General features: G+C 41.4%; 26 protein-coding genes, 1 tRNA gene and 1 rRNA gene. 4 read left to right on the top strand and 24 right to left on the bottom strand.

Features of this window, described 5'->3' with window-relative positions; translation table 11 throughout:
- The 10 genes from HYT61_03295 to HYT61_03250 all read right to left on the bottom strand — a co-directional run.
- Window positions 1-1,532 (bottom strand): 16S ribosomal RNA (locus HYT61_03295); the annotation flags it as partial.
- 452 nt (window positions 1,533-1,984) lie between these two features.
- Window positions 1,985-2,653: a tRNA (guanosine(37)-N1)-methyltransferase TrmD gene (gene trmD / locus HYT61_03290; protein MBI2063233.1), complete on the bottom strand. Its 669-nt coding sequence runs from the start codon at window positions 2,651-2,653 to the stop codon at window positions 1,985-1,987.
- Window positions 2,654-2,678: 25 nt separating this feature from the next.
- Window positions 2,679-2,900 carry a hypothetical protein gene (locus HYT61_03285; GenBank protein ID MBI2063232.1) on the bottom strand — a complete coding sequence of 74 codons (222 nt, stop codon included), beginning with the start codon at window positions 2,898-2,900 and terminating at the stop codon, window positions 2,679-2,681.
- Between the two features lie 108 nt (window positions 2,901-3,008).
- Window positions 3,009-3,329, bottom strand: coding sequence for a KH domain-containing protein (locus HYT61_03280; GenBank protein MBI2063231.1), 321 nt, complete (start codon window positions 3,327-3,329; stop codon window positions 3,009-3,011).
- A 154-nt stretch (window positions 3,330-3,483) separates the two neighbouring features.
- The gene (rpsP, locus tag HYT61_03275) at window positions 3,484-3,912 is read right to left on the bottom strand and encodes a 30S ribosomal protein S16 (protein MBI2063230.1); all 429 of its coding nucleotides are present in this window, start codon (window positions 3,910-3,912) and stop codon (window positions 3,484-3,486) included.
- A 639-nt stretch (window positions 3,913-4,551) separates the two neighbouring features.
- Window positions 4,552-5,250 carry a ribonuclease III gene (gene rnc / locus HYT61_03270; protein ID MBI2063229.1) on the bottom strand — a complete coding sequence of 233 codons (699 nt, stop codon included), beginning with the start codon at window positions 5,248-5,250 and terminating at the stop codon, window positions 4,552-4,554.
- Window positions 5,251-5,331: 81 nt separating this feature from the next.
- The gene (gene nusB, locus HYT61_03265; GenBank protein MBI2063228.1) at window positions 5,332-5,853 is read right to left on the bottom strand and encodes a transcription antitermination factor NusB; all 522 of its coding nucleotides are present in this window, start codon (window positions 5,851-5,853) and stop codon (window positions 5,332-5,334) included.
- Between the two features lie 108 nt (window positions 5,854-5,961).
- On the bottom strand, window positions 5,962-6,183 hold the full coding sequence (gene rpmF / locus HYT61_03260) for a 50S ribosomal protein L32 (GenBank protein ID MBI2063227.1): 222 nt from the start codon (window positions 6,181-6,183) through the stop codon (window positions 5,962-5,964).
- A gap of 28 nt (window positions 6,184-6,211) precedes the next feature.
- Window positions 6,212-6,472: a GIY-YIG nuclease family protein gene (locus tag HYT61_03255; protein ID MBI2063226.1), complete on the bottom strand. Its 261-nt coding sequence runs from the start codon at window positions 6,470-6,472 to the stop codon at window positions 6,212-6,214.
- A 261-nt stretch (window positions 6,473-6,733) separates the two neighbouring features.
- Window positions 6,734-6,955 (bottom strand): hypothetical protein, encoded by a 222-nt coding sequence (locus HYT61_03250; GenBank protein ID MBI2063225.1) that lies wholly within the window; start codon window positions 6,953-6,955, stop codon window positions 6,734-6,736.
- A gap of 153 nt (window positions 6,956-7,108) precedes the next feature.
- Here HYT61_03250 and HYT61_03245 point away from each other — a divergent pair, with 153 nt between their 5' ends.
- The gene (locus HYT61_03245; GenBank protein ID MBI2063224.1) at window positions 7,109-10,351 is read left to right on the top strand and encodes a DNA polymerase III subunit alpha; all 3,243 of its coding nucleotides are present in this window, start codon (window positions 7,109-7,111) and stop codon (window positions 10,349-10,351) included.
- A gap of 80 nt (window positions 10,352-10,431) precedes the next feature.
- Here HYT61_03245 and HYT61_03240 read toward each other — a convergent pair whose 3' ends face one another.
- Window positions 10,432-11,061 (bottom strand): hypothetical protein, encoded by a 630-nt coding sequence (locus tag HYT61_03240; protein MBI2063223.1) that lies wholly within the window; start codon window positions 11,059-11,061, stop codon window positions 10,432-10,434.
- A 709-nt stretch (window positions 11,062-11,770) separates the two neighbouring features.
- On the opposite strand from HYT61_03240, the gene thrS reads away from it, so the two are divergent.
- Window positions 11,771-12,988 (top strand): threonine--tRNA ligase, encoded by a 1,218-nt coding sequence (gene thrS / locus HYT61_03235; protein MBI2063222.1) that lies wholly within the window; start codon window positions 11,771-11,773, stop codon window positions 12,986-12,988.
- Window positions 12,989-12,998: 10 nt separating this feature from the next.
- On the opposite strand, the gene HYT61_03230 is transcribed toward thrS, so the two are convergent.
- Complete coding sequence (locus HYT61_03230) at window positions 12,999-13,652, bottom strand: hypothetical protein (GenBank protein MBI2063221.1); 654 nt, start codon at window positions 13,650-13,652, stop codon at window positions 12,999-13,001.
- 54 nt (window positions 13,653-13,706) lie between these two features.
- Here HYT61_03230 and miaA point away from each other — a divergent pair, with 54 nt between their 5' ends.
- Complete coding sequence (gene miaA / locus HYT61_03225) at window positions 13,707-14,708, top strand: tRNA (adenosine(37)-N6)-dimethylallyltransferase MiaA (GenBank protein MBI2063220.1); 1,002 nt, start codon at window positions 13,707-13,709, stop codon at window positions 14,706-14,708.
- Window positions 14,709-14,898: 190 nt separating this feature from the next.
- Here the strand turns inward: miaA and HYT61_03220 are convergent, their stop codons facing one another.
- The 11 genes from HYT61_03220 to HYT61_03170 form a co-directional block, all read right to left on the bottom strand.
- Window positions 14,899-15,117 carry a hypothetical protein gene (locus tag HYT61_03220; protein MBI2063219.1) on the bottom strand — a complete coding sequence of 73 codons (219 nt, stop codon included), beginning with the start codon at window positions 15,115-15,117 and terminating at the stop codon, window positions 14,899-14,901.
- Between the two features lie 80 nt (window positions 15,118-15,197).
- Entirely contained in the window at window positions 15,198-16,706 is a 1,509-nt protein-coding gene (gene gatB / locus HYT61_03215) for an Asp-tRNA(Asn)/Glu-tRNA(Gln) amidotransferase subunit GatB (protein MBI2063218.1), read from the bottom strand.
- Between the two features lie 60 nt (window positions 16,707-16,766).
- Complete coding sequence (locus HYT61_03210) at window positions 16,767-18,191, bottom strand: FAD-dependent thymidylate synthase (GenBank protein MBI2063217.1); 1,425 nt, start codon at window positions 18,189-18,191, stop codon at window positions 16,767-16,769.
- Complete coding sequence (tmk, locus tag HYT61_03205; protein MBI2063216.1) at window positions 18,181-18,852, bottom strand: dTMP kinase; 672 nt, start codon at window positions 18,850-18,852, stop codon at window positions 18,181-18,183. The genes HYT61_03210 and tmk overlap by 11 nt, the downstream gene beginning before the upstream one ends.
- 10 nt (window positions 18,853-18,862) lie before the next feature.
- A complete protein-coding gene (locus HYT61_03200; protein MBI2063215.1) occupies window positions 18,863-19,447 on the bottom strand; it encodes a hypothetical protein in 585 nt (194 codons plus the stop codon).
- A 90-nt stretch (window positions 19,448-19,537) separates the two neighbouring features.
- A complete protein-coding gene (gene rplK / locus HYT61_03195) occupies window positions 19,538-19,960 on the bottom strand; it encodes a 50S ribosomal protein L11 (protein ID MBI2063214.1) in 423 nt (140 codons plus the stop codon).
- An 8-nt stretch (window positions 19,961-19,968) separates the two neighbouring features.
- Window positions 19,969-20,514, bottom strand: a complete 546-nt coding sequence (gene nusG, locus HYT61_03190) for a transcription termination/antitermination protein NusG (GenBank protein MBI2063213.1) — start codon at window positions 20,512-20,514, stop codon at window positions 19,969-19,971.
- A gap of 15 nt (window positions 20,515-20,529) precedes the next feature.
- Window positions 20,530-20,715, bottom strand: a complete 186-nt coding sequence (gene secE / locus HYT61_03185) for a preprotein translocase subunit SecE (GenBank protein MBI2063212.1) — start codon at window positions 20,713-20,715, stop codon at window positions 20,530-20,532.
- An 80-nt stretch (window positions 20,716-20,795) separates the two neighbouring features.
- Window positions 20,796-22,910: a DNA topoisomerase (ATP-hydrolyzing) subunit B gene (gyrB, locus tag HYT61_03180; GenBank protein MBI2063211.1), complete on the bottom strand. Its 2,115-nt coding sequence runs from the start codon at window positions 22,908-22,910 to the stop codon at window positions 20,796-20,798.
- A gap of 139 nt (window positions 22,911-23,049) precedes the next feature.
- Window positions 23,050-24,192: a hypothetical protein gene (locus HYT61_03175; protein MBI2063210.1), complete on the bottom strand. Its 1,143-nt coding sequence runs from the start codon at window positions 24,190-24,192 to the stop codon at window positions 23,050-23,052.
- Window positions 24,189-24,497, bottom strand: coding sequence for a hypothetical protein (locus HYT61_03170; protein MBI2063209.1), 309 nt, complete (start codon window positions 24,495-24,497; stop codon window positions 24,189-24,191). Before HYT61_03170 ends, HYT61_03175 begins: the two co-directional genes overlap by 4 nt.
- A 150-nt stretch (window positions 24,498-24,647) precedes the next feature.
- Between HYT61_03170 and HYT61_03165 the strand changes: the two genes are divergently transcribed.
- Window positions 24,648-25,481, top strand: coding sequence for a hypothetical protein (locus HYT61_03165; protein MBI2063208.1), 834 nt, complete (start codon window positions 24,648-24,650; stop codon window positions 25,479-25,481).
- Between the two features lie 208 nt (window positions 25,482-25,689).
- On the opposite strand, the gene HYT61_03160 is transcribed toward HYT61_03165, so the two are convergent.
- A tRNA-Asp gene (locus HYT61_03160) sits at window positions 25,690-25,763 on the bottom strand.
- Window positions 25,764-25,830 lie beyond the last annotated feature (67 nt).

The following is a 25,830-nucleotide window of genomic DNA, read 5'->3' as shown; positions in this document are numbered from 1 at the left end:
AGGGTCGATGCTCCCGATAGCTAATCTGCATCGTTTAGGGCGTGGAATACAAGGGTATCTAATCCTTTTTTATGCCCACGCTTTCGCAACTGATCGTCAGCAAAGCCCTAGCAAGCTGCCTTCGCTTTTGGTGTTCCGTGTGATATCAACGCATTTCACCGCTACACCACACGTTCCGCTTGCCTCTGACTCGCTCAAGCAATTACGTTTCTAATGCGGCCTCACAGTTAAGCCATGAGATTTAACATCAGACTATAATTGCCGACTACTTGCGCTTTACGCCCAGTAACTCCGGATAACGCTTGGGGTCTCTGTATTACCGCTGCTGCTGGCCTTTAACAATACGTAAGTTATATTGTCTATAATATATTGGACTATATCATCACCCTTCTCGTCTAAAGAAGGGGTTCAGCGTATTATGAATGTTAAAAAAACATCCATCTAGCCATAAAGATGGCTAAGTCTCTGGGGGGTTAATTATAATTTAGGCAGTTTATATCTAAAGCAAGTTATAATGTGTGATTCTATCAGTTTTAAAAACTGATTTCGTCCTTGCTTACCGATATAAATCTGAGGGTATCTTGTACCTCTGCAAATTGGATATTGAACAGAAGAATTTACACCAAAATTTTTATCTAAAACCCTGGTTAATAAATTACATTCTTTTAAGGTGAAAGAGTTAGTTTTTAAACTAAAAGCATAATGACTTTTTGGTCTAAAATCTAAACTCCCATCATCCATATACCAAATTGCTAAACTCAAAGGATCAATTAGTATTTCCGAGACATTTAATGTTATCATTAGATTCGGTATTGAATTTCCATTGCTGGTTATCTTTCCTCTGTTTTGGTTCACCCGGGCAAATACTTTTTAATGTTTGATGGAGCCAAAAAACATAATCTCGTTGTTTATCTGAATGTTTTATCTCTAAACGACAGCCCCCATATTTATCTTTGTATATGTAGCCATCGCCCAATAAAGTTCCTATGATAATTGATTTTTGCTGTTTGGAAATACTATCCATATTACCTTAATTATAACAACTTCCCTGCTGATTGTTTCTTGCCGCGCCCACTTTTTTATTGTAAAAAATGGGACTTCAGCGGACAGCAAGAAATGTTTCAGCATATAAGCTGAATTTTCTATTCTCCATTACTGGAGAAGCTCTGCGGCCCATTGTCGAATATTCTCGACTGCTGCCACCCGTAGGTGTACGAGCCGTGTCTCAGTCTCGTCGTTGGGGGCCGTGCTCTCACACCCCCTACCCGTCATAGCCTTGGTGAGCCGTTACCTCACCAACAAGCTGATAGGACCTAGGCCGCTCCCAAAGTGGATTGCTCCTTTAATGTTTCCATACTATCGGGAATTACCTCACCTTTCGGTGAGCTATGCCCGACTTCGGGGTACGTACCAAGGTATTACTAACTCGTTCGCCGCTACCCATCTCCCTTGCGGGAAATAGATCGCTCGACTTGCATGCCTTATCCACGCCGCCAGCGTTCATCCTGAGCCAGGATCAAACTCTCTTAAAAAAGAGTTTATCTGCTCTCTTGCCAAAAATGGCAAGGTTTAATAACTACTCTTAGGAATAGAATGAGACGAATCTCAAACTATTTTGCCCGATTAGAGTCTGCGGATGCCAAGGGCATCCTGCCTCTAACGGGCTTAATCTGGTTAACGATAAGAAACCACGTAAAGTGGCTTCGCCACCACGTGGCAGGCCACTTGAAGTGAGTCGCGTGATAAATGCGAAGCATTTATTTTACGCGAACACGTTCTTATCGTTTTCTGCTTGTTCGCCAGTTGGCAAACCAAGCAGATATTTAGTTATCAAGGTCCCTACAATAACAGCTGGGATTGCCTCGCGTAGCGGAGCAATCCCAGCTGTAGAAAGCTTATTTCCTTTTAGATTTTATGTTAAATCATTTTAGATAAGTATAGTATAGCCATATTAAAAAGCAAGTCAATACATGTTAGCGGGTGATTATTGAGTTTTTGAATGTTTATTTCGCCATTCCGCAATTTTTTCATGATCTCCGGAAAGTAGAACTTTGGGAACGGCTATTTTTTTCTTTCCTAACTCAAAAACTTCAGGACGAGTATATTGTGCATGATCAAATTTTTGTGCTGACTCCTGTTTGGCGATAAAGGCCGGTATCATACGCGATACAGTTTCAATCACGGCCATGGCCGCCACTTCGCCACCATTTAATACATAATCTCCTATTGATATGACCTCGTCGGCCACATATTGTGCCACCCTTTCATCCACGCCTTCATAGCGTCCGCATATCAAAATTAAATTTTCATATTTTGCCAACCGTTTGACAGTTTTTTGATCAAACCTTTTTCCTCGTGGAGAAAAAAGAATCACTCTGGTTTTCGAGGCCTTGGGCCGAGATCCTGACGCTTTCAAGCGGAAGGATTTCCTTAGGGTTTCGACGGCTTTATATATTGGTTCAACCTTCATTACCATGCCTACGCCGCCACCATAGGGTTTATCATCCACGGTTTGGTGTTTGTCCTTGGTCCACTTGCGCAGATTGTGCACGTTGATTTTTATAATTCCCTTTTTTTGTGCCCGTGCCAAAAGAGACTCATTTAAAAAGCCATCAAAAATCTTGGGAAAAATTGTAATGATATCGAATCGCATAAAAAAAGGTTCGCTGTGCGAACCGTTACCAATTGTGAGCGCCGATTGGAAATCTGGAAGTAGTGGGCGGAATCATAATTTCTTCATGACACCGATCACATGTTTCCATAGTATTACTAATTTTTCGCCTTTCGTATTGATGAGAACATTTGGATTGTATTTTCTCTAACCTGTCTACGAGATTGGCAATTTTATCTTTTAAAATAGCGATTTCACGCTCAATTTTTTTAACAGTCCTTGTTGCCATATCGTTCTTCCCTCTGGTATTAAGATCTAGCTGTATTTTATATAATTATCTTATTTTGTCAAATCAAAACCCCGCTAAAGCGGGGTTTTGATTTTATAATTATTTGGTTCACATTCCCAAGTCGCTTACCACATCCTCAACATTTCTTGCTTTTTCAGCGCGAGGAGCTCGAGTGCTGCCTTCCGGCTCAACTATTCTCAAGTTAACACGAGCGTTGTTGCGCATGCCGATTATTCTGGCTAGTGTTCTGATTGCTTTTGCGGTTGATCCCGCTCTGCCGATCAGTAAACCCATATCTTCTGGGTTGACCTTAACTTCTATCAGAACTCCCATTTCATCGACCTTCCTCGTAACGTCCACTTCGTCGGGCTTGTTGACTATCTGTTTGATGATATATTCAACAAACTCTCGGTCTGCAAAATTTGCCATTTCTTCTAACATGAGCAGTTAAAGGAATCAGCCTTTCAAATCTTAGCGATTTGCCAGACTAAGCCGCTTTCTCTGCAACCATTACTATCACTGGATCGACACCAGCTATTTATTATTAACATTATAACAAAATATATATCCTTTGTCAATTAACTTATGGGTTGGATTGGACGGATGTTTCGGTTTGAGCTTGTGCTGTTTCTTCTGCCTTAATTTCTTCTTTTGGCTCTTCTGTTTTTGGTTTCATTTCAACTTGTTGTTTCGGAGTGCTTGCTGGCTTGGTTTCTCCAGCTCCGGTAGCTTCCCCACCCTTTTTATTTTTGGGTTTCCAAACTGTTACCTTTTCTCCTTGTATGACGCCTTTGCCAACCAATAAGTTGTTAACCGTTTCGGACATTTTTGCACCTTGAGAGAGCCAATGTTTAACTTTTTCTGTGTCCACGTTCATCTCATTTTTGTGTGGATCGTACGAACCTAAAAGTTCAAGGTACTGGCCTTTGGGTTTTTGGGTGTGTTCGGTGACAATAAGCTTGAAATAGGCCTGTCCCCGCTTTCCTATGCGTTGTAATCGTATTTTTAGCATTGGGACGATAATAGCATTTTGTTTTTATCTAATCAAGCAAGGATTGATGCTGGGTAATTTTTTTGTTAGCATTGGGTGATCTTTAACAATAGGATGGAGGTGAGGCGTGCTCATAACTCACAAAAAGGAAAATTCCATAATAATTTTATACCACACTATTTGTGGCACCAGATTGCAGATGGGGAATAATAGAATAATTTTTTGTCCTAAATGTAAGTATGCAAAATTTCCCAAGCAGGACAATTTAATTACCCATATCTTATGTTGTGCAGAGTGCAAAAAACCGCTTAGTGTAACAGAGGGTGGCGGTTCGTATTGTTTGAATTGTAATTTCCACCCGTCAATGCAAGATACATTCCTTTGGGAAATGAATAATGCTAGTAGTAAAACAAGGTCTGAATAAAGACCTTTTTATTTTCAAAAATTACAAACCCCAAGCCGATACCAATCAGCGGTTTTTATCGTTCGTAAATTGATAAGAAGAGTACTAGCCCGACGTGTTTACCGGCGGAGGTGGACACTTTTTGTGAAAAATCCCGTAATCGGGTGGATTGAACAAAAAGGGTCCGCGTAGCCGGTAGATAGACTCGTTCACTAATCAAGTTTGTAATTTTTGAGTAAGACTATCTCAGCAAATACTCACCATCCCTTATTCTTGAGTGCCGATTCCGCGGCAGCTTGCTGGGCGTCCTGTTTGGAAGGCCCGACGCCTTCACCGATCAGCTCTTTTTCAAGATAAACACCGATATGAAAGTGTTTGGCATGATCTGGTCCCCATTCTTTTATGACCTCGTATGTCGGCGTAACCCCTGCGCGTTCCTGCGCCTGTTCCTGAAACAAGCTCTTGTAATCTTTGTAAGATCCGCTTTCAAGTACGTTCTTCAATTCATCCAATATGAATTTTTTTATAAATTTGTCGCAAGCTTCATACCCTTGATCCATGTATATTGCTCCGATGACCGCCTCAACCGCATTAGCAAGTATATACTGGCGAGCCCGGCCGGTATCGCGGGCTTCTCCGCGAGAAAGCAGGACGTAGTTGTTGAGATCAAACTTGCTTGAAATTTTGGCCAGCATAACTGAATTAACTAATGCCGCCCGCCAATTAGTTAATTCTCCCTCCGGATTCGGGTAGTTGTTGTAGAGATATTCCGTAACTACCAATTCTAAAACCGCGTCTCCCAAGAATTCCAGACGTTCGTTGTGGTCAAGATGCCACTTCGGATTTTCGTTTATATATGAGCGGTGAGTTAGCGCTTGAAGCAGGAAATCCTGATTCTTAAATTTAATTGCAATTTTGTCTTCAAGCTCCTGGAGTTTATCGATTTCTAAAACCATAAAGCTTTAAAAGCCGTAAAGCCGTAAAGTCCCAAAGCTTATATCGCTTTAAGGCCCTATGGCTACAAGGCTGATTATATTTTAATTTTCTGGAACAATTTCTGTTTGTTCTTCCTCCTTCTTTTCGGGCGCGTCACTTGTCGCGTTATTTTCTTCAGACGATTTTATGTGTTCTTTCCCCGGTTCCCCTATTTCCCTATAAATCGTACCCAGCACGCCATTTACAAATTTACCGGAAGCATCACCGCCAAAACTTTTGGCAAGTTCTATTGATTCATTGATTGCCACTTTGGGTGGAACCTCATCACGTTTACCAAACAGCAATTCATATATGCCCAATCGCAGAACCGCACGGTCAACCATGGCAATTTGATTAATCGGCCATTGAGGAGCAGCCTTTTCTATAATTTTGTCTATCTCTTTAATTTTGGCTAGTGTGCCGTCCACTAAGTCGCGTATGAATTGAGTTTCTTCAATTCCGGGAGCAAATTCTTTGATGTTATGTTCCACTATTTCCTGTAGCAGTTCATTTTTACTGCCCTTAAAGTCCCACTCATAGAGCGATTGCATGGCGACACTTCTTGATAGATGTCTACTGGCCATCAGGATTAATTTTTAATTTCCAATTTTTAATTTTTAAATAAATCTTAATGTTTTAATTTTTAAACATCAGAAATTATTTATAAAATTATAAAATTAAAAATTATAAAATTATTTTTGAGCCTTGCGATTCCTTTCTTTTTTCTTTAGCTCCCTTGCCAAAACGTTAATCACTTCTTTTTCTCCGTAAAAACCGCAGGATTTACATACTCGGTGGCTCAGCTTTGGTTTATGACAATGCGAACATGAAACTAACCCGATTTTTGTAAGGGCCAAGTGGCTGCGTCGGCGGCCCTTTTGGCCGCGAGTAGAATGTGCGCGAGGGACTCCCACCCCGTAGTAGAAATTCGAATAATTTTATCTATTTTTGATGATAAAAATACTCTTTAAGTCTACGTTTTAATAATCTTTGACCTTGCGAAGTTTTAAAATAGTTTTCTCTTCTCCGTGCATCTTGCTCGTTCAAACAAGCCTCATAGTATATTGTAAACCATGGACAATATGGTTTTGTCGATAAATTCAATCCCAGATTATGTTCTTCTAATTTTTTATCGAGGTCGGCCGTAAAACCAATGTATAAGTTACCATTTTTTCTACTTTGTATAACGTATACGAAGAACATAATATGTTCGAATTTTCACTACGGGGCCCATTTGAGGTTTAGTTTATAATAATTTTCAAAAAATTACAAACGTCGCTTCCAGCGAGCTCGGCTCATCTTTTGCTCTTCCCGCCATTTGTCAAGGCACAAGGCCTATGACAAAACCGTGCTGGCGGGAAACGCAGAAGTCCCAAAAGGCAATATAGCCCGCTCCATCACTTTGTAATTTTTTGTAAAAAATAAATAGCGGTTATTGCCGCTATTAAACTAGAAACAGTTTTATTAATATTCACCCTCTCTCACGATAACTCCCAAATAATAATATTCCAAACCAAAAATTAAAAAAGCGGCCAATAAAATATGAGTTAAATCGGCATCAAAATAATGATTTGCCATTCTGGAATGGAACAGTTCTATAACAGAACTAAACAATGCCAAAGCTAGACCCGTTACCCTAATCATACCAAAATACCTTTCTGATAAAGAACCAAATGATACCCACACACTAGCAAGGCAAACTAAATTTGTCAAGTTTTTGTGGAGTTGTCCACAAAGTAGTGGGGTTGTTGCAATTTGAATGGGTGGTAAAATTAGTTTATGAGAACCTTATTGGAAATTACGGCTGACAAGAATTCCTAGACAGGAATTTTTTATTTTATGGAAAACAGTGCAACAAAATTTTGCCATTTGCATACCCACACCCACTACTCACTGCTTGATGGTTTGACGCAGATTAATGAGCTTGTGGCGCGAGTGAAAGAATTGGGTATGGATTCTGTGGCCATCACTGACCACGGCTCAATGTATGGAGTCATAGAATTTTATCAGAAAGCAAAGAAGGCCGGCATCAAGCCGATTATCGGCTGTGAAATGTACGTGACAGAAAATATGTATGACAAACGGCCGTCAGGCGGTTCCGGTAAAAGCAACGGCAATTATTTTCACCTGGTGCTTCTTGCCGAGAATAATGCCGGCTACCAAAATCTGATTAAACTTGTTACGGCAGCTCATCTGGAGGGTTTTTATTATAAGCCTCGCGTGGACAAAAATCTTTTGCGGCGATATAGCGAAGGACTTATTGCTCTCTCGGCTTGCCTTGGCGGCGAGGTTTCACGCGCGCTTCTTTCAAACCAGTATGACAAAGCAAAAAAGACAGCCCAGGAGTATGAGGAAATTTTTGGCCGCGGCAATTTTTTTATTGAAGTTCAACAGCATCCTAATCTTGAAGAGCAGGGCTTGGTCAGCAAGAAACTCATTGAACTGGCGCGGGAAACTGGTATTCCGTTGGTTGCTACCCAGGATTCACACTATCTTCGCAGTGAAGATGCCCGTGCTCAAGATGTTTTACTTGCGGTGCAAACGGGCAACGAAGTTGGTGACAAAGATCGTTTGACCATGCGAAATGACGATTTCTCGCTTTTACCTCCGGACAAGATGGCGGAAAAATTTGCCGAGATTCCCGAAGCTTTGGAAAATACACAAAAAATTGCCGACAGGTGCAACGTGGAACTGACTTTGGGCAAATTTATTTTTCCCAATTTTGAACTTGAACCGGGCAAAACCGCCGACCAGATGCTGGACGAACTAACAGTTGGTGGAATTCAGGAACATGGTCTTCAAAATAGCCCCGAGATTGAAAAACGCCGTTGTTTTGAGTTGGATATAATCAAAAATAAAAACTATGCTACATATTTTTTGGTGGTGGCCGATTTAATTCGTTTTGCTCGAGAATCCAAAATCTACACAACCGTGCGCGGTTCAGTCGCCGGCTCGCTGGTGGCTTATCTTTCAGGAATTACCAACGTCAATCCAATTGAATTCCAGCTTCCTTTTGAGAGATTCCTAAACCCATATCGTCCGTCCGCGCCAGATATAGACATGGATTTTGCTGATAATCGCAGGCAGGAAGTTATAGAATATGCCAAGAAAAAATACGGTTCAGACAAAGTGGCCCAGATAGGAACATTTGGCACTATGATGGCTCGCGGAGCTGTTCGTGATGTTGCGCGAGCATTGGGTAAGCCGTATGAATTCGGCGATCGAATAGCAAAATTAATACCCGTGGGTTCGCAGGGCTTTCCAATGACCATAGACAACGCCATGAAGCTAGAGCCTGAGCTTAAGAATCTTTATAATCAAAACGCGGAAGTTGCTGAAATTCTAGATATTGCCGAAAAACTTGAAGGAACAGTTCGGCATGTTTCGGTTCATGCCGCAGGCGTGGTTATTGCTCCACGGCCGTTGACCGAATATGTACCCATTCAGTTTGATCCCAAGGGCAAGGATAATCTTATTACACAGTATGACATGTATACTGTTGGGGAGGATGGCGTCGGTCTTACCAAGCTTGATTTCTTGGGCATTCGCAATTTGGCGATTTTGGAAAATGCCGTCCGTCTGGTTGAAAAACACAGAGCAATCAATATTGATATTGAAAAAATTCCTTTTGACGACAAAAAAACATTCTCTATGTTGGCCAAAGGAGAAACGGAAGGCCTTTTTCAGTTAAACGGTTCTGGAATGACCAAGCATCTTATGGACCTCAAACCAACCACGATTTATGATATTAACGCCATGGTTGCTTTGTATCGTCCCGGCCCCATTAACAACATTCCGGAGTATATTGCCCGCAAGCACGGTCGCAGCCCGATTAAATATTTCCATCCTAAGGCCCAAAAGTTTTTGGACAAATCTTACGGAATTTTAGTTTATCAGGACGACCTTTTATTTACGGCCATGGAACTGGCCGGTTATAACTGGGAGTCGGTAGATAAATTCCGCAAAGCGGTAGGTAAAAAAATACCGGCCGAAATGGCCAAACAGCATCAGATTTTCGTTGAGGGCTGCCAAACCCATAGTGGTATTGCCAAACAGCAGGCGGAACAGATATGGAACCTGTTTGAACCGTTTCAAGGTTATGGTTTTAACAAGGCACATGCTGCCTGCTATGGTCGGGTTGCTTATCAGACGGCGTATATGAAAGCCCACTTCCCCGCCGAATACATGTGTGCCGTATTGACTGCCGAATCCGGCGATATGGAGAAGATTGCCGCAGTAATAACAGAATGCCAGCGAATGGAAATTCCTGTTTTGCCCCCAGATATTAACAGTTCCCTCAAAGATTTTACTCTCATCAAAGACCAAAGCGGTTCCAATAAAGATCAGATACGTTTTGGACTTTTGACAATCAAAAATTTCGGCGAAGGGGTCGCGGACGCAGTAATAGCTGAGAGGAACGCCAACGGCATCTTTCTCAATATAGAAAATTTTGTAACCAGAGTGCGTAATAAGGATTTGAACAAAAAGTCACTGGAGAGTTTGATAAAGTGTGGAGCTACGGATGAATTTGGCGAGCGAGCTACCTTGTTTGCTAATATAGAACAGCTTTTGTATTATTCGCGTGAAAGCACCAAGGCTCAATTTTCCGGACAAATTAGTTTGTTTGACGGGCCAGATACCGAAGTTACCTTGCCGTCGCTTCGTTTGGCGTCAGTTGAACCCGCAAGCCGTGCCGAGAAACTTATGTGGGAAAAAGAACTGCTTGGCCTTTTCATTTCCGATCATCCGCTTAAGGATTATCAGCAACAGCTTGATTTTGAAAAGGGACTTACGCAGATTAAAAATATATCAAGTGGTCGTAATGGCGGGCAAATTAAAATTGGTGGAATGGTTACTAAAATCCAAAAGATTGTTACCAAGCAAGGCAAGCCGATGATTTTCTCTTGGATTGAAGATATGACCGGCAAAATTGAGACGGTAGTATTTCCCAACGTTCTTGAAGCCAATCCCGAAGCGTTTGCTGAAAACAAAGTCGTGGTTATTAGCGGCAAACTCAACGACCGCGACGGCATACCCAAAATTCTTTGCGATACAGTGCGTCCAATAGCGATGCTGAATTAGCACTTATTTTATAATTTGCAGTTTTAATATTTTAAAAAACCGCTTTAGGCGGTTTTATTGGCGTGTTGCTAATTTATTCTCTATGCTTCTAGGATTTTAAATACCCTAGTATTGAGGAATTCTTCTAATATAGGTTCAAGCGGTTGCCAGATTTCTTTTGTTATTTTGGATAATCTGCTGTGGGAGGGTGTAATCAAACGATGAATATCAGCATTCAATTTCTTATAATCCTTTTGGCAAATTCTGGTTTCACTTTCCCTAAAATTACAGACCACACAAAGTCGGTGACCATGAAAAGCATCTTCGTAATCATTACTATAGGATCCGATGTAGCCGGATTCTTCCATTACGAATCTATGGTCGCATTTTTGTTGCAATGCGAATTTTTTGGCATCAATAATAACTCTTAATTCTTTTTGCCTGGCGATTGTTATATCTTCTCTTACAACTTCTTTCAGTAGGTTAATCAATTCGTTTCTGGATTTTAGAACATCCTGTTCCGCTCCTCGGCTTACTATCGCCGCTTGTATCAGTGATTGGGCGTCTAACTCTAATGAATATTTTTTTGATTCCAAGCCAGCCAATTGTTGTTTAAGTTCTGACGTTTGCTTAGATAGTTTTGCCACATTTTGTTCAAGTAATTGAATTTCTGACTGTTTTTTCTTTAGAATGGCTTCAATTTTTGTCAAGTTCAATTTTGCTACTGTCATCGTGATGGCTCCTTATTAAACAACTTTCGGCATAGTAGCATATTTTGTAAAATAAAAAAATGCCTTGCAGTGTTGCCACTGCAAGGCGAGTGTCGGAACAAATCGGATTCTTGTTCTCGCGAGTCCAGTTAAGGTACTCGGAATTACTCCGGTCCACCATGCTTCTGGCAGGGGTAGAATTGGTAGTCCATAACAACGCAACCACAGTCTGCTACACCCGTACTAAGGTCGTGGGCATCCAGTGTGTGTTGAAGTTGTTCCGATGAACCACCGACTCGAACCTTGTCGACACCAGAACCAGCCTCGGGAAGTGGACTTTTCTCATTTGCCAAAGAACAACATTTTGATTTTGCCATACCTCACCCCCTCTAAAACAAGACTAGCATACTTTTGTGGTAAAAGTCAATAGGGTTGATTTTCAAAAATTACAAACCCCAAGCCGATACCAATCGGCGTTTTTATCACTCCGATAATGAATTTCTGTTAAAAATTAGAGCGAGGCCAGTATGCCTCATAGCACCGTCAAAAGAGTGGATTGCACGGTTTGCGAGCAGTATAATAGTAAAGCACTGCGAGCAAAATCCACTCTTTTGACGGAATGCAGCAACCTCGCTGGGGTTGCAAATGGTGATAGGAGGTATAATGGCGAGCGATAATTTTTAGCTAATTAAGTTTGTAATTTTTGAAAAACGGTGATAAAATTTTTACTATGTCTGACGAAATTAAATTGACCGACCACCGAGACATAGGCCAACAACTGGATCTTTTTAGTTTCCATGAAATCGCGCCTGGGGCGCCGTTTTGGCATCCCAAGGGCATGATTATTTTCCGCGAGCTTGAGCGAGTGGCGCGCGAGATAAACGACCGCGACGGCTATCAGGAAATATCCACGCCCATAATTGTAAAGCGCGAGGTTTTTGAAAAATCAGGCCACTGGGAACATTTCCGAGAAAACATGTTTTATTTTGACAACCCACGCGATGAGGCTGAACACGTAGTTATAAAGCCGATGAATTGTCCCGAATCAACGTATGTTTTTAACTCCAAAGTCAGAAGTTACCGCGAATTACCATTGAGACTGGCTGAAATAGGCAGACTGCACCGAAATGAACTATCAGGAACTTTGGGCGGGCTTTTCCGTGTCAGGCAGATTACAATGGATGATGCCCATATTTATCTCACGCCGGAACAGGTTGAAGCCGAAGTTAGTAAAATTCTTAAAACCATAATTGATTTTTACGGCATGTTTGATTTTAAAACCAGCTTCACTTTGGCCACTCGACCGGAAAAAGCATTGGGAGACAAAGAGGAATGGAACAAGGCAGAAAACGCTCTAAAGGATGCGCTTTCGGCTTCCAATGTTGATTTTGCTTTTGCTGAAGGCGAGGGTGCTTTTTACGGGCCAAAGATTGAGGTACATCTCAATGATTCTCAAGGACGTGACTGGCAGATGGGAACAGCGCAGTTAGACTTGGTAATGCTGCCAAAACAGTTTGAGACACATTACACTGATGAAAAAGGCGAGCGTAAATTGCCCTGGGTGATACATAGGGCGATATTCGGTTCGTTCGAAAGATTTATCGGTGTCCTCCTGGAGCATGCTGAAGGCAAGCTTCCGCTCTGGCTATCCCCTGTCCAGGTGGCGGTGGCGAATATAAATGATGAACAGTTGGGATATGCGGGAGAAATCGTGGAAAAATTAAAAGCCGAAGGTATCCGGGTGGAGTGGTATAACCAAAATGAAACCATTGGTAAAAAAATCCGCGAGGCGGAATTGCAGAAGATACCTTATATTGCGGTAATTGGTGAAAAGGAAGTTCAAGCAGATTCTGTCGCCATACGTGAGCGCGGCAAAGGTGATATTGGTCAGATAAAGTTGAATGAGTTTGTTGAGAAACTCAAAAAGGAAATAAAAGAAAAAGCATAAAAAAAGCCTCCTATTCGGGAGGTTTTTTCTTAATGAAAAATTTTGCCAAAAGTGCAAATATGAGTAAAGACCCCAAGATAATTAAAAGCCTTAACCAAAATGGCATAAATCTGAGAAGTTCCCAAAATTTTACCATGCCTATGGTCTTGACGATGTTGCCCATAAGCAAGGCAATAAGACTTTTTCGTGAGTTAATGATCTGGCAAAAAATTGCTCCGCCGACGCGAAATCCAGGTTCAGGTATTATTCCAATAAAAAAAATAGCAATGTATCCGCCGCGTTTTAGGAGTGGGAATATAGTATTTTTTGCCAACTCGACTAATCGGCCGTACTTATTTATCGTGTAGTCATAAAGTTTTTCTGCTAAGCATTTGGCTTTTGATAAAAGGCTTTTAGAGTCGGTGATAACTTGGTGAGCAAATTCCGGATCATCTTTGTTGACTTTCCGTGCTATCTTCTTGGCTGCTTCTTGAGCTAGTACCTCGAATCTGCCCACTATGAAATATATGTAGATAAGCTCGAGAGTTGCCACAGTAGAAGCAAGGGCTACGGTTGTCCAAAAAGAAAAGTAGTGACGAAGAGCGGGAATTACCACCATATCAACTTCAATGATCCGCACTATTGGGATGCCCAAAAAGGGCAAAAACTTCAGCCATTTTTTCAAGTTTTCTCCTTGTTGTAAAAATACTACTTTGCCATATACTAACTCCAAATGACCATGAAAAACAAATTGCCCAAGGTTATAGTTATCGTGGGGACAACCGCTTCCGGCAAAACGGCTTTGTCTTTGAAAATAGCTAAAAAATTTAATGGTGAAATTGTCTCTGCCGATTCGCGGCAGATTTATCGTGGCATGGATATAGGAACAGCCAAACCAACCAAGGAAGAGTTAAAAAAAATAAAACACCATTTAATAAATATAAAAAATCCAAGGCAGGATTATTCAGTTGGTCAGTATAAGAAAGACGCGCTGGTGGCGATAAGAAAAATATTAAAGATCGGAAAACTGCCCATTATAGTTGGGGGTACCGGTTTGTATGTTTCGGCCATGGTGAACAATTTAGATTTTCCGGAAGTAGAAGAAAACAAAAAACTTCGCGCTAAACTGGAAAAAGAAATAAAAACCAAAGGATTAAAGTATGTTTTTAAAAAATTAGTTGAACTGGACCCGGAGTCAGCCTATATTGTTGACCCTAACAACCCGCGCCGTGTTATACGTGCCATGGAGGTTGCCATTCTGACTGGTCAGCCGTTTTCATCTCAAAGAAAAAGCGGGCCGCCTCTTTTTGATTTTTTGCAGATCGGGCTTAAGATACTACCAGAAACATTAAAAGAGAAAATACAAAAACGAACGGCGCAGATGATAAAAAACGGCCTGGTTGAAGAAGTTAAAAAACTTGTTAAAAAATACGGCTACAAGCCCAAAGCTTTTGAGGCCATTGGTTATAGGGAAATAATAGATTTCTTGAGAGGTAAAATTAATCTAAAAGAAGCCGAAGATTTAATTAACAAAAACACCTGGCATTATGCGAGGCGCCAAATGACGTGGTTCCGAAAAGACCCTGCTATTTTGTGGTTTGATTTTAAGCCCGTTAGAAGTAGCCTCGCTGAGGTCCTTCAGACTCGCGCCAAAGGCGCGAGTGAGACTTCTAACGGTGCTAATCAAAAAATGGCAAAGAAAAAAGTTTTGAGAGCCATCTCTAAATTTATTTTGTCTTAGTTTGAACCACCCTCTTGTTGTTTTTCTAATTCTTCCGTTAGGTCTTCGCCTTTTTTTCTTTGTTCTTCATCCATTCTTCTTAGATTTGCCTGTCGGCGTTCCTCGGCCAATCTTCTTTCTTCTGCTTCGGTACGGTTAAATTTTTCTTGTCCGGTTTCTGCTTTGGATTTTGGCTAGTTCTCCAGACCAACTAATTTTGCAAAAAGTTTTTTAAACATTTTTTAAACGAATCAATCTCTTTAGGTGTTGTGTTTTTATGAACTACAAGCCGATACCAATCGGCGGTTTTTATCGCTAGCAAATTGCTAAGACTAAGCGCTAGTGAAACGGGTTTACCGGCGGAGGCGCGTGCGTTTTGCGCCTGTCCCGAAGGGCCAACAGGGATTCCAATCTTATTGTGGCGTCCCATCCTTACGGATGGGTCCCCGCCACAGATTGTAACCTTCCATGACGAGCAAAACACACGCGCGGAGCCGGAAGTAGAAGAGATTAATGAGTTTTTAATTTTTGTTCAAGTATTTGACCGACAACTTGCGGATTGGCTTTACCGTGGGTTACCGCCATTACCTGACCAACTAAATATTTTAGGGATTCGACCTTGCCCTTTTTGTAATCTTCTAATGCTTTAGCATTTTTTGCAATAACTTCATCCACCGCCACTTCCAATTCACCGGAATCAGATATTTGTTCCAGACCCGACTCCCTCACTATTTGTTCCGGGTGCAAACCGGTTTCAGCCATTTTTTTGAGCACTGTCTTGGCTCCGGTTGACGATAATTTTTCGTGAAAAACCAAAACCATCAATTCGGCAAATGCTTCCGGCTCAATTTTTATGCCTTCAATTTCATCTATTTCCAAGCCCCGCATTTCGAAAATTGGCGGAAATTCGGTAATAATATAGTTGGCGGAGAGTGCGTGAAGTTTAGCTGGTAGGTGGCTCTCTCCGATTGGAAAATCATCTTTTAAGCCCTTGGCCATATGTTTATCTTTTGCCGCGATATCTAATTCGCTTGCCACTTTCTCGTAATAATCTCCAAGGTGCTTGGCAATTGTAAAAACTTCAATTTGGGCATCGGTCAGGCCATATCCTTTGAATCTTATGCGTCTTTGGGTTGGAAGTTCCGGCAAGCCAAGACGTATTTCTTCAATTTCATTTTCGCCGAATCTTAACGGTGGTAAATCAGGTTCAGGAAAATAACGATAGTCGGCAGAACCTTCTTTGAGCCGCTGGCTAAATGTTTTGCCGCTATTTTCGTCCCAGCCGCGGGTTTCCTGGACCACATTACCGCCGGATTCAAGTATTTCTGATTGCCTTGTTATCTCATAGTTCGTGGCCGCCGCTGCTGCTTTGATTGAGTTGATATTCTTTAATTCTACTTTGGTACCTAGTTTTTCTGAATTTACGGGTTTAACCGATACATTAACCTCAACACGCATTTGTCCCTTTTCCATATCAGCATCCGATGCGTCCAGATATCGCAAAACCAAACGCAACTCTTTGGCGAATTTTTCTATTTCTTCGCCGGATTTAATATCGTGGTGGGTTACTAGTTCCATTAGTGGCACTCCGGCACGGTTAAAATCAACTAAGGTGTGCTTGCCATCCAACGAATGCTGTAAGCGTCCTGTGTCTTCCTCAATATGTATACGTTCAATTCTAATCTTGCGATCCCCTGTTTCTAAATACCCGTCTTTGCATAGCGGCAAATCATATTGTGAAATCTGATAACCTTTGGGCAGGTCGGGGTAAAAGTAATTTTTGCGATCAAACTTGGAAAATTCAGAAACTTGGCAATTAAGCGCCAGCCCGACTTTTATAAGTTTTTGTATTGCCTCCCGATTGGCGACCGGAAGCGTGCCGGGATGTCCCATGCAGACCGGGCATATGTTTAAATTAGGATGTTTCTCATCCGGATCATTCAGTGAATCACAAAACATTTTAGTTTTGGTTTTCAGTTCTACGTGTATTTCCAGACCGATAGTTGGTTCATAGGGCATAAACAAAATTTATCATGATTTTTCCAAATAAAAAAGCCCAGGTGGGCTTTATAGATTAAATTATTTTGGTAAGTATATATTGTGAGATTGGAAGGCAACCTCCGGAAAATATTTGCGGAACATTTCTAAGATTATCTTTGCCGGTTCACGGATTTCAGCTTGAGCGTGGATATCTAATCGTAGAGACAGGAAGTTAATCAAGGCCTCAACCGGATATGTTATTACAACAGGGACATAGAAACAGTAGGGCAAAATCATTCCTGCCAAACTGTCAGGCACAGAATTTTCCCTCATCCTCACATATCTTGCACATGCTCTTTTTGTGTGGTTAATAAATTCCTGCCTGATTTTTTCGTTTTCTTCGTCGTTGCACTCCTCAAATTGGTATTGCATTGGTTTGCCAACTTGTTTTCTGAAACGGGTCGGGATATAAAAAAGATTATTTTCCACAACATCGTCAAAGTGAAACCCCAATTCGGTAGTTGTTCCGAAACGATGGCGTACCCACTGTCTGAATACATGTATAGGTATTCTCATCAAAAATGTCATACCACCGTGGCCAAAACCACGTAAGGGATTTGGAAAATCGTCCAGACACGCAAACATTAAATTTTCTTTTCCGTATGTTTCCAAGAGACGTATCTCGCCTTTGTCCAAAAACTTATCAATTTCTAAAAATGGCAGTTGCCAAGGATTTCTAAATCTGTCGGCAAGTTCTTTTGTCCAGTAAAAGTTGATGTTGTTTGGAGTTTTTTTAAGCGATTCAGAAGACCACGGGGTCCAAGTTTCAAGTATTTGATGGAGTAAAGATTTAATTTCGTCAAATTCAGTCTCAACGTAACGGTTTCCTTGGAAATTTTCCCAAGTTAGAAACTCCATAACATGCCTAAGCGAGATGGTCATGTAGAATTTAGTATAAAAGCGGTACAAATGAACCAACCTTGCCATTTCGTTGGCTATGCCGAATCCGTCGGGGGGTAGATTGCTAAATTTGCGATAAAGTTCTTGAGCTTCGGCCTCGGCTTGTTGGAATTCTTTGAGTTCCTCTTCTCCCAAGGTATTAGGCGTGTAATATTGGCCGTCTATTTTAGAATATCTGCCGGAAAATTCATTATGAGAAGCAAAAATTCTGAAGAATGGCTGGGCGTACATAATTGGAGTGGTTATTTTAAGACGGAAGTGTACCCCGCCTTCAAATGGAGTGGCATGCTTATTTTGCCAAAGAGAATTAATCATGCCGGTAGCTTTTTCATCAACTGCTTTCGTATCTCTGCCCGTAGAAACTCTAGCACTCCTTACAACGCTGGGGTCTTGCAGTATATCCTCTGTCGGCAAAGTTATGGTGCCTTTTTCTCGGTCTATTAACCAATCGTGTTCTTCTTCGTCTGATATTCTTACAAAAACACCATCAACCTCAATTTTCGTATGATTACAAGAAAAAGTTCTTTTTGGCGTGAAACCTTGTTTTAACTGTTCAAGACTCATCTTCCCTCCCAGATTCAATAACAGGCAAAATTAGTTTTTTTACTTTTTCAAAAACTTGTTCTTCTGTTTGTTCGGCATTTACAATTTGGCAGTTTGGGTACTTGGCAAAATGTCGGTAATTCATACTGACCCTACTTAAAACATCAGATTTTTCATGCTCATCAAGATCCCTGTTTTTTTCCTTGAGACGCTTAATTGCGATATTTACGGCAAGATCAAAAATCAAAATTAAATCAGGCCATAAAAAATCCTCGCCGATTATTTGCTGATTCATGGTCATTAGTTCTGATATCTCACCTAGCACTTGAGCCCCGTAAACCATTGACGGCCTAAACCTATCGCACAAAACGATTGAGCCGTTCTTTAACGCGGGAATTATATGTTGCCGCAGGTTTTCCTTACTATCCGAGGCGTACCAAGTTTGAAAGCCGTGCGGGTTTGCCTTGTGTAAGGCGGTTGGTTTTTTATTGGCCAAATCCTCATAGATTTTTTTGCCGAAATCTCTTTCTTTGCCCGGCTCTTTGGCTTTTACTTTGTCGTGATGTTTGAGAATACCCAGAGTTTGCGTCCAGCCAAAAACCTTATTGAGTTGAGCCGTCTTGCCGCAGCCATCTATACCCTCAAAAACAATGAAAATTCCTGGATAGGGATTTGGGATCATGTGTGCCTCCTTATTTCATGTCGACTATTGAGTTGGATGTAAGCACCAGCGGTATAATTTTTGTTTCTATCTGTTTTTTCAAATATTGTTTACTTCCGGAATTATCCAATCTTATATCTGCTTGCCAGCCAATTTCGTCAATTTTACTTTCGGCTTCGGCTCCTTGTTGAGCGCTGAATTCTTCCCAAGTTCGTACTTGGCGGTCGGCTCTTTTTTGGCCGAATTCAAAACGTTTCTCCAGTGGCGTTTCAACGAACACTAAAAAACCATTCTGTAAATTGCGCAGTTTGACTACATCTTTGGGACGTCGGACGCCATCCAAGCAAACGATATCACTTGGATCCATTTCCGCTCTTCGTATAAGTTCGTTGCCCAAAACCTCTTCGCTGAAACCCTCGCGCAACATTGTTGAGAGTTTTTGTTGGTTTGCCCTTTCTAGCGGCAGGTGGAGTAGGTTTAGAATTTCGTTTAGCGGGTCTGAAAAGTGATGAATTGACGTTTTTAATTTACGAGATTGTGCTAATTTGCTGATTATTTTATAAACTGTCTCCTTGCCCGCAAACGGTTTGCCAATGATTCCGAGATATATTTTCATCGCGTGAACTCCTGTTTGTTAAAAAACTAAAAACAAGCGTTAGCTTGTTTTTAGTTTAGGAATTATTTTTTTTAAATCAACATTGACAGACTACTTAACTTCTATCCCCATACTTCTTGCCGTGCCCTCTATAATTTTGACTGCCGCTTCAACATCATTTGCGTTAAGGTCTTGCATTTTGGTTTCGGCGATTTGGCGAACTTGTTCTTTGGTTACCTTTCCAGCCTTATTTTTGTTGGGCTCACTCGAACCCTTCTCAACGCCGGCAGCTTTGCGTAAAAGGAACGCGGCAGGCGGAGTTTTGGTTACAAAACTAAATGACCTGTCTTCGTAGACGGTTATTTCAACGGGTGTAACCTCGCCCACCTTGTCTTTGGTTGCTTCATTAAACTGTCTGACGAAGTCGCCAATGTTGAGTCCGTGCGGACCCAGGGCCGTTCCTACCGGTGGTGCCGGTGTAGCTTTGCCGCCCTCTATCTGGAGTTTAAGAATTGTTTTTACTTTTTTCGCCATAACATAATTTAAATTTTCTTAACTTGAAGAAAATCTAGTTCAACTGGTGTTTCTCTACCAAACATCGTAACTAATACTTTTACTCTGCCGCGTTCTTCATCAACCTCCGACACCCTACCGTCAAAGTCCTTGAATGGTCCGTCGGTTATCTTAACACTGTCTCCTGGAGCAATGTCAAATTTATACTTTGGTTCTTCCACTCCCGTGCGTTTAAGTAGCGATTCTATTTCCTCGTTTGATAATGGTACCGGAATAACCCCAGAACCGATAAAACCGGTCACGTTTGGCGTATTTCTTACCACGTACCACGAATCGTCAGATACTATCATTTCAACCAGAACATAACCCGGATAAATTTTTTCTTCTACGACGTCACGTTTACCGCTTTTGATTTTGATTTTCTTTTCTTTAGGAACCAAAACATTGAAGATCTTGTTTTCATAGCCCAGAGATTCTATGCGTTGTTTAAGATTGCGCATCACATTATCCTCATATCCTGAATAAGTATGTATAGCATACCACCTGCGCTCCCCGGTTGTTATCTGTTTTGGCATAAAACCTGATGTAATTTATTTTAATACAAATCTGTTCAAAACAAATCCAAAGATTGCGTCCCAACCACCCAAGAATAATGAAACAGCAACACTCATTAAAATAACCACCAAAGTGTATTGAGTGGTTTGCTTTTTAGTCGGCCAGCTTACACGTGCCAACTCAATTTTCACATCATTTAGGAAAATGATTAATCTATTCATTGGTTTGCTCCATTTTAAAACCCCCGCAGGGGCTTTATTTATTTAACCCCAGTATAGCAAAATCACTATTGGCAGTCAATCTAGACGTCTAGATTCTTGACGTTCTTGGCATGAGTTTGGATGAATTTTTTACGAGGCAAAACATCGGAACCCATCAGAATATCAAAAATTTTGTCAGCTTCTTCCGCGTCCTTCATGGTAACCTGTAGCAAGATTCGACTTTTCGGATCCATTGTTGTTGACCAGAGTTGGTCAGGATTCATTTCACCAAGACCCTTGTAACGTTGTATTGAAACCCCGGCTATTTTGACTTCGTTTTCTTCCATCTCTCCACTTTCTTCTTGTGCGGGCGAGCCATTAACGGGTGCAATTTTCCAGTCCGCAATTTCTGCCGGGTTGCCTTTTTTGGTTTCTTTTGTTTTTGCTTTTTCCTCGGCAATTTTTTGCAGTTCGCCTAATAATTTTTCCTTTTCAGCATCGCTATAAACATATTGTACATTGCTGCCCTTTTGTATCCTATAAAGCGGTGGCTGGGCGATATAAATATATGCCGATTCAATTAGTTGGCGGAAGTATCTGTAAAATAAAGTCAGAAGCAGTGAACGAATGTGAGCACCATCAACATCAGCGTCGGTCATTATAATAATCTTGTGATAGCGTAATTTTGATATATCAAATTCTTCAGCAATAGCGGTGCCGAGTGCTATAACCAAAGCTCTAATTTCTTCTGAAGCAAGCATTTTATCTATTCTTGCTTTTTCAACATTCAGTATTTTGCCGCGAAGCGGCAAAATGGCCTGTGTTCTACGGTTACGTCCCTGCTTGCTAGAACCGCCGGCGCTGTCACCCTCCACGATGAACAATTCCGATTCTTCCGGGTTTTTAGACGAGCAGTCAGCGAGTTTACCCGGAAGAGTAAAGCCCTCAAGCGCGCCCTTGCGAATAACGCTTTCACGGGCGGCCTTAGCCGCGATGCGCGCCTTGGAAGCTAGTATCACCTTACCCATAATGGCTCTGGCGTCATTTGGATTGCGTTCAAGCCAATCAGCAAATTCCACATTCACTACGTTTTCAACGGCGGTTCTGGCATCCGGGTTGCCAAGTTTGGCTTTGGTCTGGCCTTCAAACTGTAAAACACTCGAATTTATTTTTACCGATACAATTGAAGTCAGGCCTTCCCTGACATCTTCACCGCTAAGATTCTCATCCTTTTCTTTGAGGAAGCCGTTTTTGCGGGCATAGTCGTTCAGGGTTCGTGTAATAGCCGAACGAAAGCCAGTGAGATGCATACCTCCCTCGACAGTATGAACGTTGTTGGCAAAACTAAGTTCGTGGCCCTGTATCTCGGTCGTGTATTGCATTGCCACTTCAACTAAAATCTTATCCTGCTCCTTGGCGGTGTAGAAAATATTTGAGTGAACCATTTCCTCGTGCCGATTGAGGAAACTAACGTAAGAAACAATGCCACCCTCAAAATAAAATGTGTAGCTCGGATGTATCACGTGACCGTGTTCTTTTCCTTTTTCAGAACTTTCTATTTTTATCGGTTCACGTTGGTCAATTACGATTATCCTGATTCCCTTGGTTAGATATGCTTGTTGGCGTATATGGTTAAGTATCTGGTGCCAGTCAAAACGTATTTCTTTAAAAATTTCGGGATCAGGCTCAAAAGTAACCGTTGTGCCGGAGCCCTTGCAAGTGCCGACTTTTTTGACTGCTTTTTTTACCTCACCACGTTCATACTCCTGCTCATATAATCCCCCGTCTCGGCAGACTTCCACTTTTAGGTAGACAGAGAGAGCGTTCACGACAGATACGCCGACTCCATGAAGACCCGCTGCCACCTTGTATGATTCTCCGCCGAATTTGCCTCCTGCGTGGAGCGTGGTCATAACCGTTTCAAGCGCCGAGACCCCGGTTTGTTTGTGCTTTTCTACCGGTATGCCGCGTCCGTCGTCCTTTACCTTTACGCGATTGTTGGTTAGCAGTGTAACCTCAATATTTTTAGCATAGCCGGCCATGGCTTCATCAAGTGAGTTATCAAAAACCTCCCATATCAAATGGTGTAATCCGTCCACGCCGGTTGAGCCGATATACATTCCTGGTCTTTTTCTAACCGGTTCAAGACCCTCTAAAACATATATGTCTTTAGCAGTATAAGAATTTTGATTTTTTTGGTCTTCTTTTTTGGCCATTTCCTAATTAAATAGACTACCCGCGATGATGTCGTTTTAGGTAGTCTCTGTTCATGTTTTGTACTTTAATTATAACAAATTTTGAGAAGTCAAACAAGGATGTCAAAAGTGGTTTAATCTTGAAAAACCGCCAAGGTTTTTAGCGAATTTGAGAGTTAAATTGTTTAATTGTTTCTTGGGTGATTTTTTCTTGAATTGGGTCTATCTCGTTGGTTTGAAGAGTGCGTTCGTTACTGCGATATGTGATCCGATAAGTATAGCTGGTTTGGTCCGAACCGAATTTTTCAGTGTCATCGTAGTGGTCCAAAAGTTTGACTTCTTCTACTAAGTCCCCACCTAAGTCGCGTATAAGGTCAAAATAATCATTGGGCACAAACTTTTTGTTCACAATAAAAGAAATGTCTCTGGTAATCGGCGGGAATTTGGAAACTTCTTTGAACTTATTATCTAGCACAAGCTGTTTTTTGACCCGTTCGTCGTTTGACCAAAGCAGTCTAATATCTGGTAGTTCCATGCTGGCGATTGCGAGGCGTTCCAAACCGAAACCAAACGCCCAGCCATTGTATTTGGAAGAATCAACGCCTAGTTTTTCCAGGACCACGCCGCTTACCACGCCGCTTCCCAGTATTTCCACCCATCTGTTACCCCTTTCAATTTCCATCTCAAGACTCGGATTGGTGTATGGGAATTTATCTTCATTGAAGCGGTATTTCACGTCATTACCGAAAACCGCTTGTGCGATTTTTATCAAGACGTTCTGCAGGTCTTCGGTAGTGATTATTTTTTGCTCTTTTAAACACAGATACCAACCATCCATTTGGTGGAATACATTCATGTGGTGGCGGTCTATCTCGTCCCTGCGGTAAACCTTTCCATAAGAAAGAGAACCGACGGCTTCCATGTTTTTAATACGGCTTTTTATACCCTCATTCATTAGGTAGTAGTACCACATAATAGTGGTGTGAGTGCGCAGTATGTTTTTATCATCTACGTAATATGTGTCTGACTTGGAGCGTGCCGGATGATCCGGTGGAAAATCAAATAAGTCAAAACTGATATCGGCCGGGACAATTTCCGGTGCCTCCACAATATCGAAGTCCTTAAAATCTGGCAGGTTTATAATGCGTTGTGCCAGTTCACAGATCGGACTGCCGGAAGTGCGCGACAAATCAGGCATGCTTAAAAACCTCTTTAGACGCAAGCTTTCCGGGTCGTTTTTAGATTCTAGCGCTTTTTGCAGTATGTCCGCTTCAGGCGCTTTTGCCGCGATTATTTCTCTCATAGAACAAATTTTCTAATTAAAATGATGATTATAATAACAGCAGAAAAAATTAAACTCTGCAATGATGATAATAAAAAAGCCGATTCGTAGGCATTTTGTCCAAGAAGTCGTGACTTGAGAAATCTATTTTTGATTTCAAAAATTACTAAGGTTGCTATGCTCCACACCAAAATAAACAAAGCAATGAAAAACAGAACCTTTATCTTAAACGAAGAGGTATCTGGTCCGATTTTCCATATGATAAAATCCAGGCTGACAAACGAAACGGCAAATGCCGTCCAAACGCCATAAATCTGCCATCTCATTTTATAATTTTAGCAGAAATATAAGTAATGATCAAAGACTTAAGCGAAGTATTTTTATTTTGACAGAATTTAAATCGGTGTCCATAATTAGTAAATAGATTCTTAACAAAACAAGAAGGGATTCAAATGAGGGTGCCTTTTTATTGCATTTTGTCAGTTTTTATTTTTTTTCCGGCTTTATTCGCTGAACAAAAAAATGAAAGCACTACTTATTTGCCGGATTTGAAGTTAAAGCTAGACAAACCGCTCATGTTAGACAAGGAAACGGATTCAGCTAACTTAATTTTTGTCATGAAAAACAAGGTGAGTAAAAACCTGGCGTTGATGACTGATCTGTTGGCAGAACAAGAATTGCGGTTGTGGGGTGAAACTAAATCCAGAGAAACTTGGCGATATGAAGTTGCAATTTATAACAACCGTCAGGTGTTTCGCAAGATAGAACCTGGTGGCAAATTCGGCAAAGAGAGATTTGCGCTCCCAATTCCGGGAATAGGCGTTAGGCCAGGGCAAGAATGGCATGATCTGTTTAAGCATTTGGTTACTACCCCCGTCAGCTATCAGGGCGTTAGTAGTTACAAAGGAAAAATTGTGCAAGTTTTTAGTTACAAAGCATTTTCGCAAGATAAGGTTTGTCACTATACTGAACGCAACAGTTTTTTTAGTAACTGGGACGGGGCTGTTGGGTGTTCGGGTCGAGTTGTTGTTGACGAACAGTTTAATGTTCTGCAGATTTTTCAAGAATTGTACTTGCCAGAAGGCCTGTTATCGTCAACTCTTTTTATAAGTGTAAATTATGAATTTGTTGGTCTCGGTGAAAATCAAGAGCTTTTAAGATTGCCGGTGAGTATAGAAATGGCTGCGCAATTTAATCGTGACAGAAAGTGGTATTTTGCTTCGGGAATGTGGAAGAATTACCGGAGATTTCGCGCCAAATCCGATGTTATATTCCCGCAAGTTGAAAGCAACATAACCTACCCAAAATAAAAAAACCACCAGATCAAACACGATGGTTTTTATATTGCGCGGGCGAAGAGACTCGGCTTTGACTAAAATTTTGCCGTCGCAAAATTTTGTCTAGCCACCGCCTCACGATTTAGTCTACTGACGAAATATCGTTCCGGCGTTCGAGTCCCTTCGCCATTAGCTATCTAAACGCAAAACATGCCTCAAGGCATGTTTCATTTTTATACTGCGCGGGCGAAGGGACTCGAACCCTCGATCTCCTCCGTGACAGGGAGGCGCTTTATCCAACTAAGCTACGCCCGCCTACGCTCACTCTGTGAGCTTCGGCGGGCAGGCCCGCTTAACGTCACAGACTTCAAATTATAATTAA

The sequence above is a fragment of the Candidatus Yanofskybacteria bacterium genome (assembly GCA_016181175.1).
GTDB lineage: Bacteria > Patescibacteriota > Minisyncoccia > 2-02-FULL-40-12 > IGHO2-01-FULL-4-A > 2-01-FULL-44-17.
The sequence above is the reverse complement of the archived record's forward strand: the minus strand, read 5'-3'. Positions and strand labels throughout refer to the sequence as shown.

Bases quoted from the DNA above. Each gene is read 5' to 3' on its own strand.
- HYT61_03255 (MBI2063226.1), bottom strand. From the start codon at position 6,472: ATGTTCTTCGTATACGTTATACAAAGTAGAAAAAATGGTAACTTATAC.
- nusG (MBI2063213.1), bottom strand. From the start codon at position 20,514: ATGCCAAAACAGATAACAACCGGGGAGCGCAGGTGGTATGCTATACAT.
- tmk (MBI2063216.1), bottom strand. From the start codon at position 18,852: ATGATCCCAAATCCCTATCCAGGAATTTTCATTGTTTTTGAGGGTATA.
- HYT61_03220 (MBI2063219.1), bottom strand. From the start codon at position 15,117: ATGGGACGCCACAATAAGATTGGAATCCCTGTTGGCCCTTCGGGACAG.
- thrS (MBI2063222.1), top strand. From the start codon at position 11,771: ATGTCTGACGAAATTAAATTGACCGACCACCGAGACATAGGCCAACAA.
- secE (MBI2063212.1), bottom strand. From the start codon at position 20,715: ATGAATAGATTAATCATTTTCCTAAATGATGTGAAAATTGAGTTGGCA.
- rplK (MBI2063214.1), bottom strand. From the start codon at position 19,960: ATGGCGAAAAAAGTAAAAACAATTCTTAAACTCCAGATAGAGGGCGGC.
- miaA (MBI2063220.1), top strand. From the start codon at position 13,707: ATGAAAAACAAATTGCCCAAGGTTATAGTTATCGTGGGGACAACCGCT.
- gyrB (MBI2063211.1), bottom strand. From the start codon at position 22,910: ATGGCCAAAAAAGAAGACCAAAAAAATCAAAATTCTTATACTGCTAAA.
- HYT61_03210 (MBI2063217.1), bottom strand. From the start codon at position 18,191: ATGAGTCTTGAACAGTTAAAACAAGGTTTCACGCCAAAAAGAACTTTT.
- HYT61_03240 (MBI2063223.1), bottom strand. From the start codon at position 11,061: ATGACAGTAGCAAAATTGAACTTGACAAAAATTGAAGCCATTCTAAAG.
- HYT61_03280 (MBI2063231.1), bottom strand. From the start codon at position 3,329: ATGGCAAATTTTGCAGACCGAGAGTTTGTTGAATATATCATCAAACAG.
- HYT61_03245 (MBI2063224.1), top strand. From the start codon at position 7,109: ATGGAAAACAGTGCAACAAAATTTTGCCATTTGCATACCCACACCCAC.
- HYT61_03175 (MBI2063210.1), bottom strand. From the start codon at position 24,192: ATGAGAGAAATAATCGCGGCAAAAGCGCCTGAAGCGGACATACTGCAA.
- gatB (MBI2063218.1), bottom strand. From the start codon at position 16,706: ATGCCCTATGAACCAACTATCGGTCTGGAAATACACGTAGAACTGAAA.
- trmD (MBI2063233.1), bottom strand. From the start codon at position 2,653: ATGCGATTCGATATCATTACAATTTTTCCCAAGATTTTTGATGGCTTT.
- HYT61_03200 (MBI2063215.1), bottom strand. From the start codon at position 19,447: ATGAAAATATATCTCGGAATCATTGGCAAACCGTTTGCGGGCAAGGAG.
- rpsP (MBI2063230.1), bottom strand. From the start codon at position 3,912: ATGCTAAAAATACGATTACAACGCATAGGAAAGCGGGGACAGGCCTAT.
- HYT61_03170 (MBI2063209.1), bottom strand. From the start codon at position 24,497: ATGAGATGGCAGATTTATGGCGTTTGGACGGCATTTGCCGTTTCGTTT.
- HYT61_03285 (MBI2063232.1), bottom strand. From the start codon at position 2,900: ATGGCAACAAGGACTGTTAAAAAAATTGAGCGTGAAATCGCTATTTTA.
- nusB (MBI2063228.1), bottom strand. From the start codon at position 5,853: ATGGCCAGTAGACATCTATCAAGAAGTGTCGCCATGCAATCGCTCTAT.
- rnc (MBI2063229.1), bottom strand. From the start codon at position 5,250: ATGGTTTTAGAAATCGATAAACTCCAGGAGCTTGAAGACAAAATTGCA.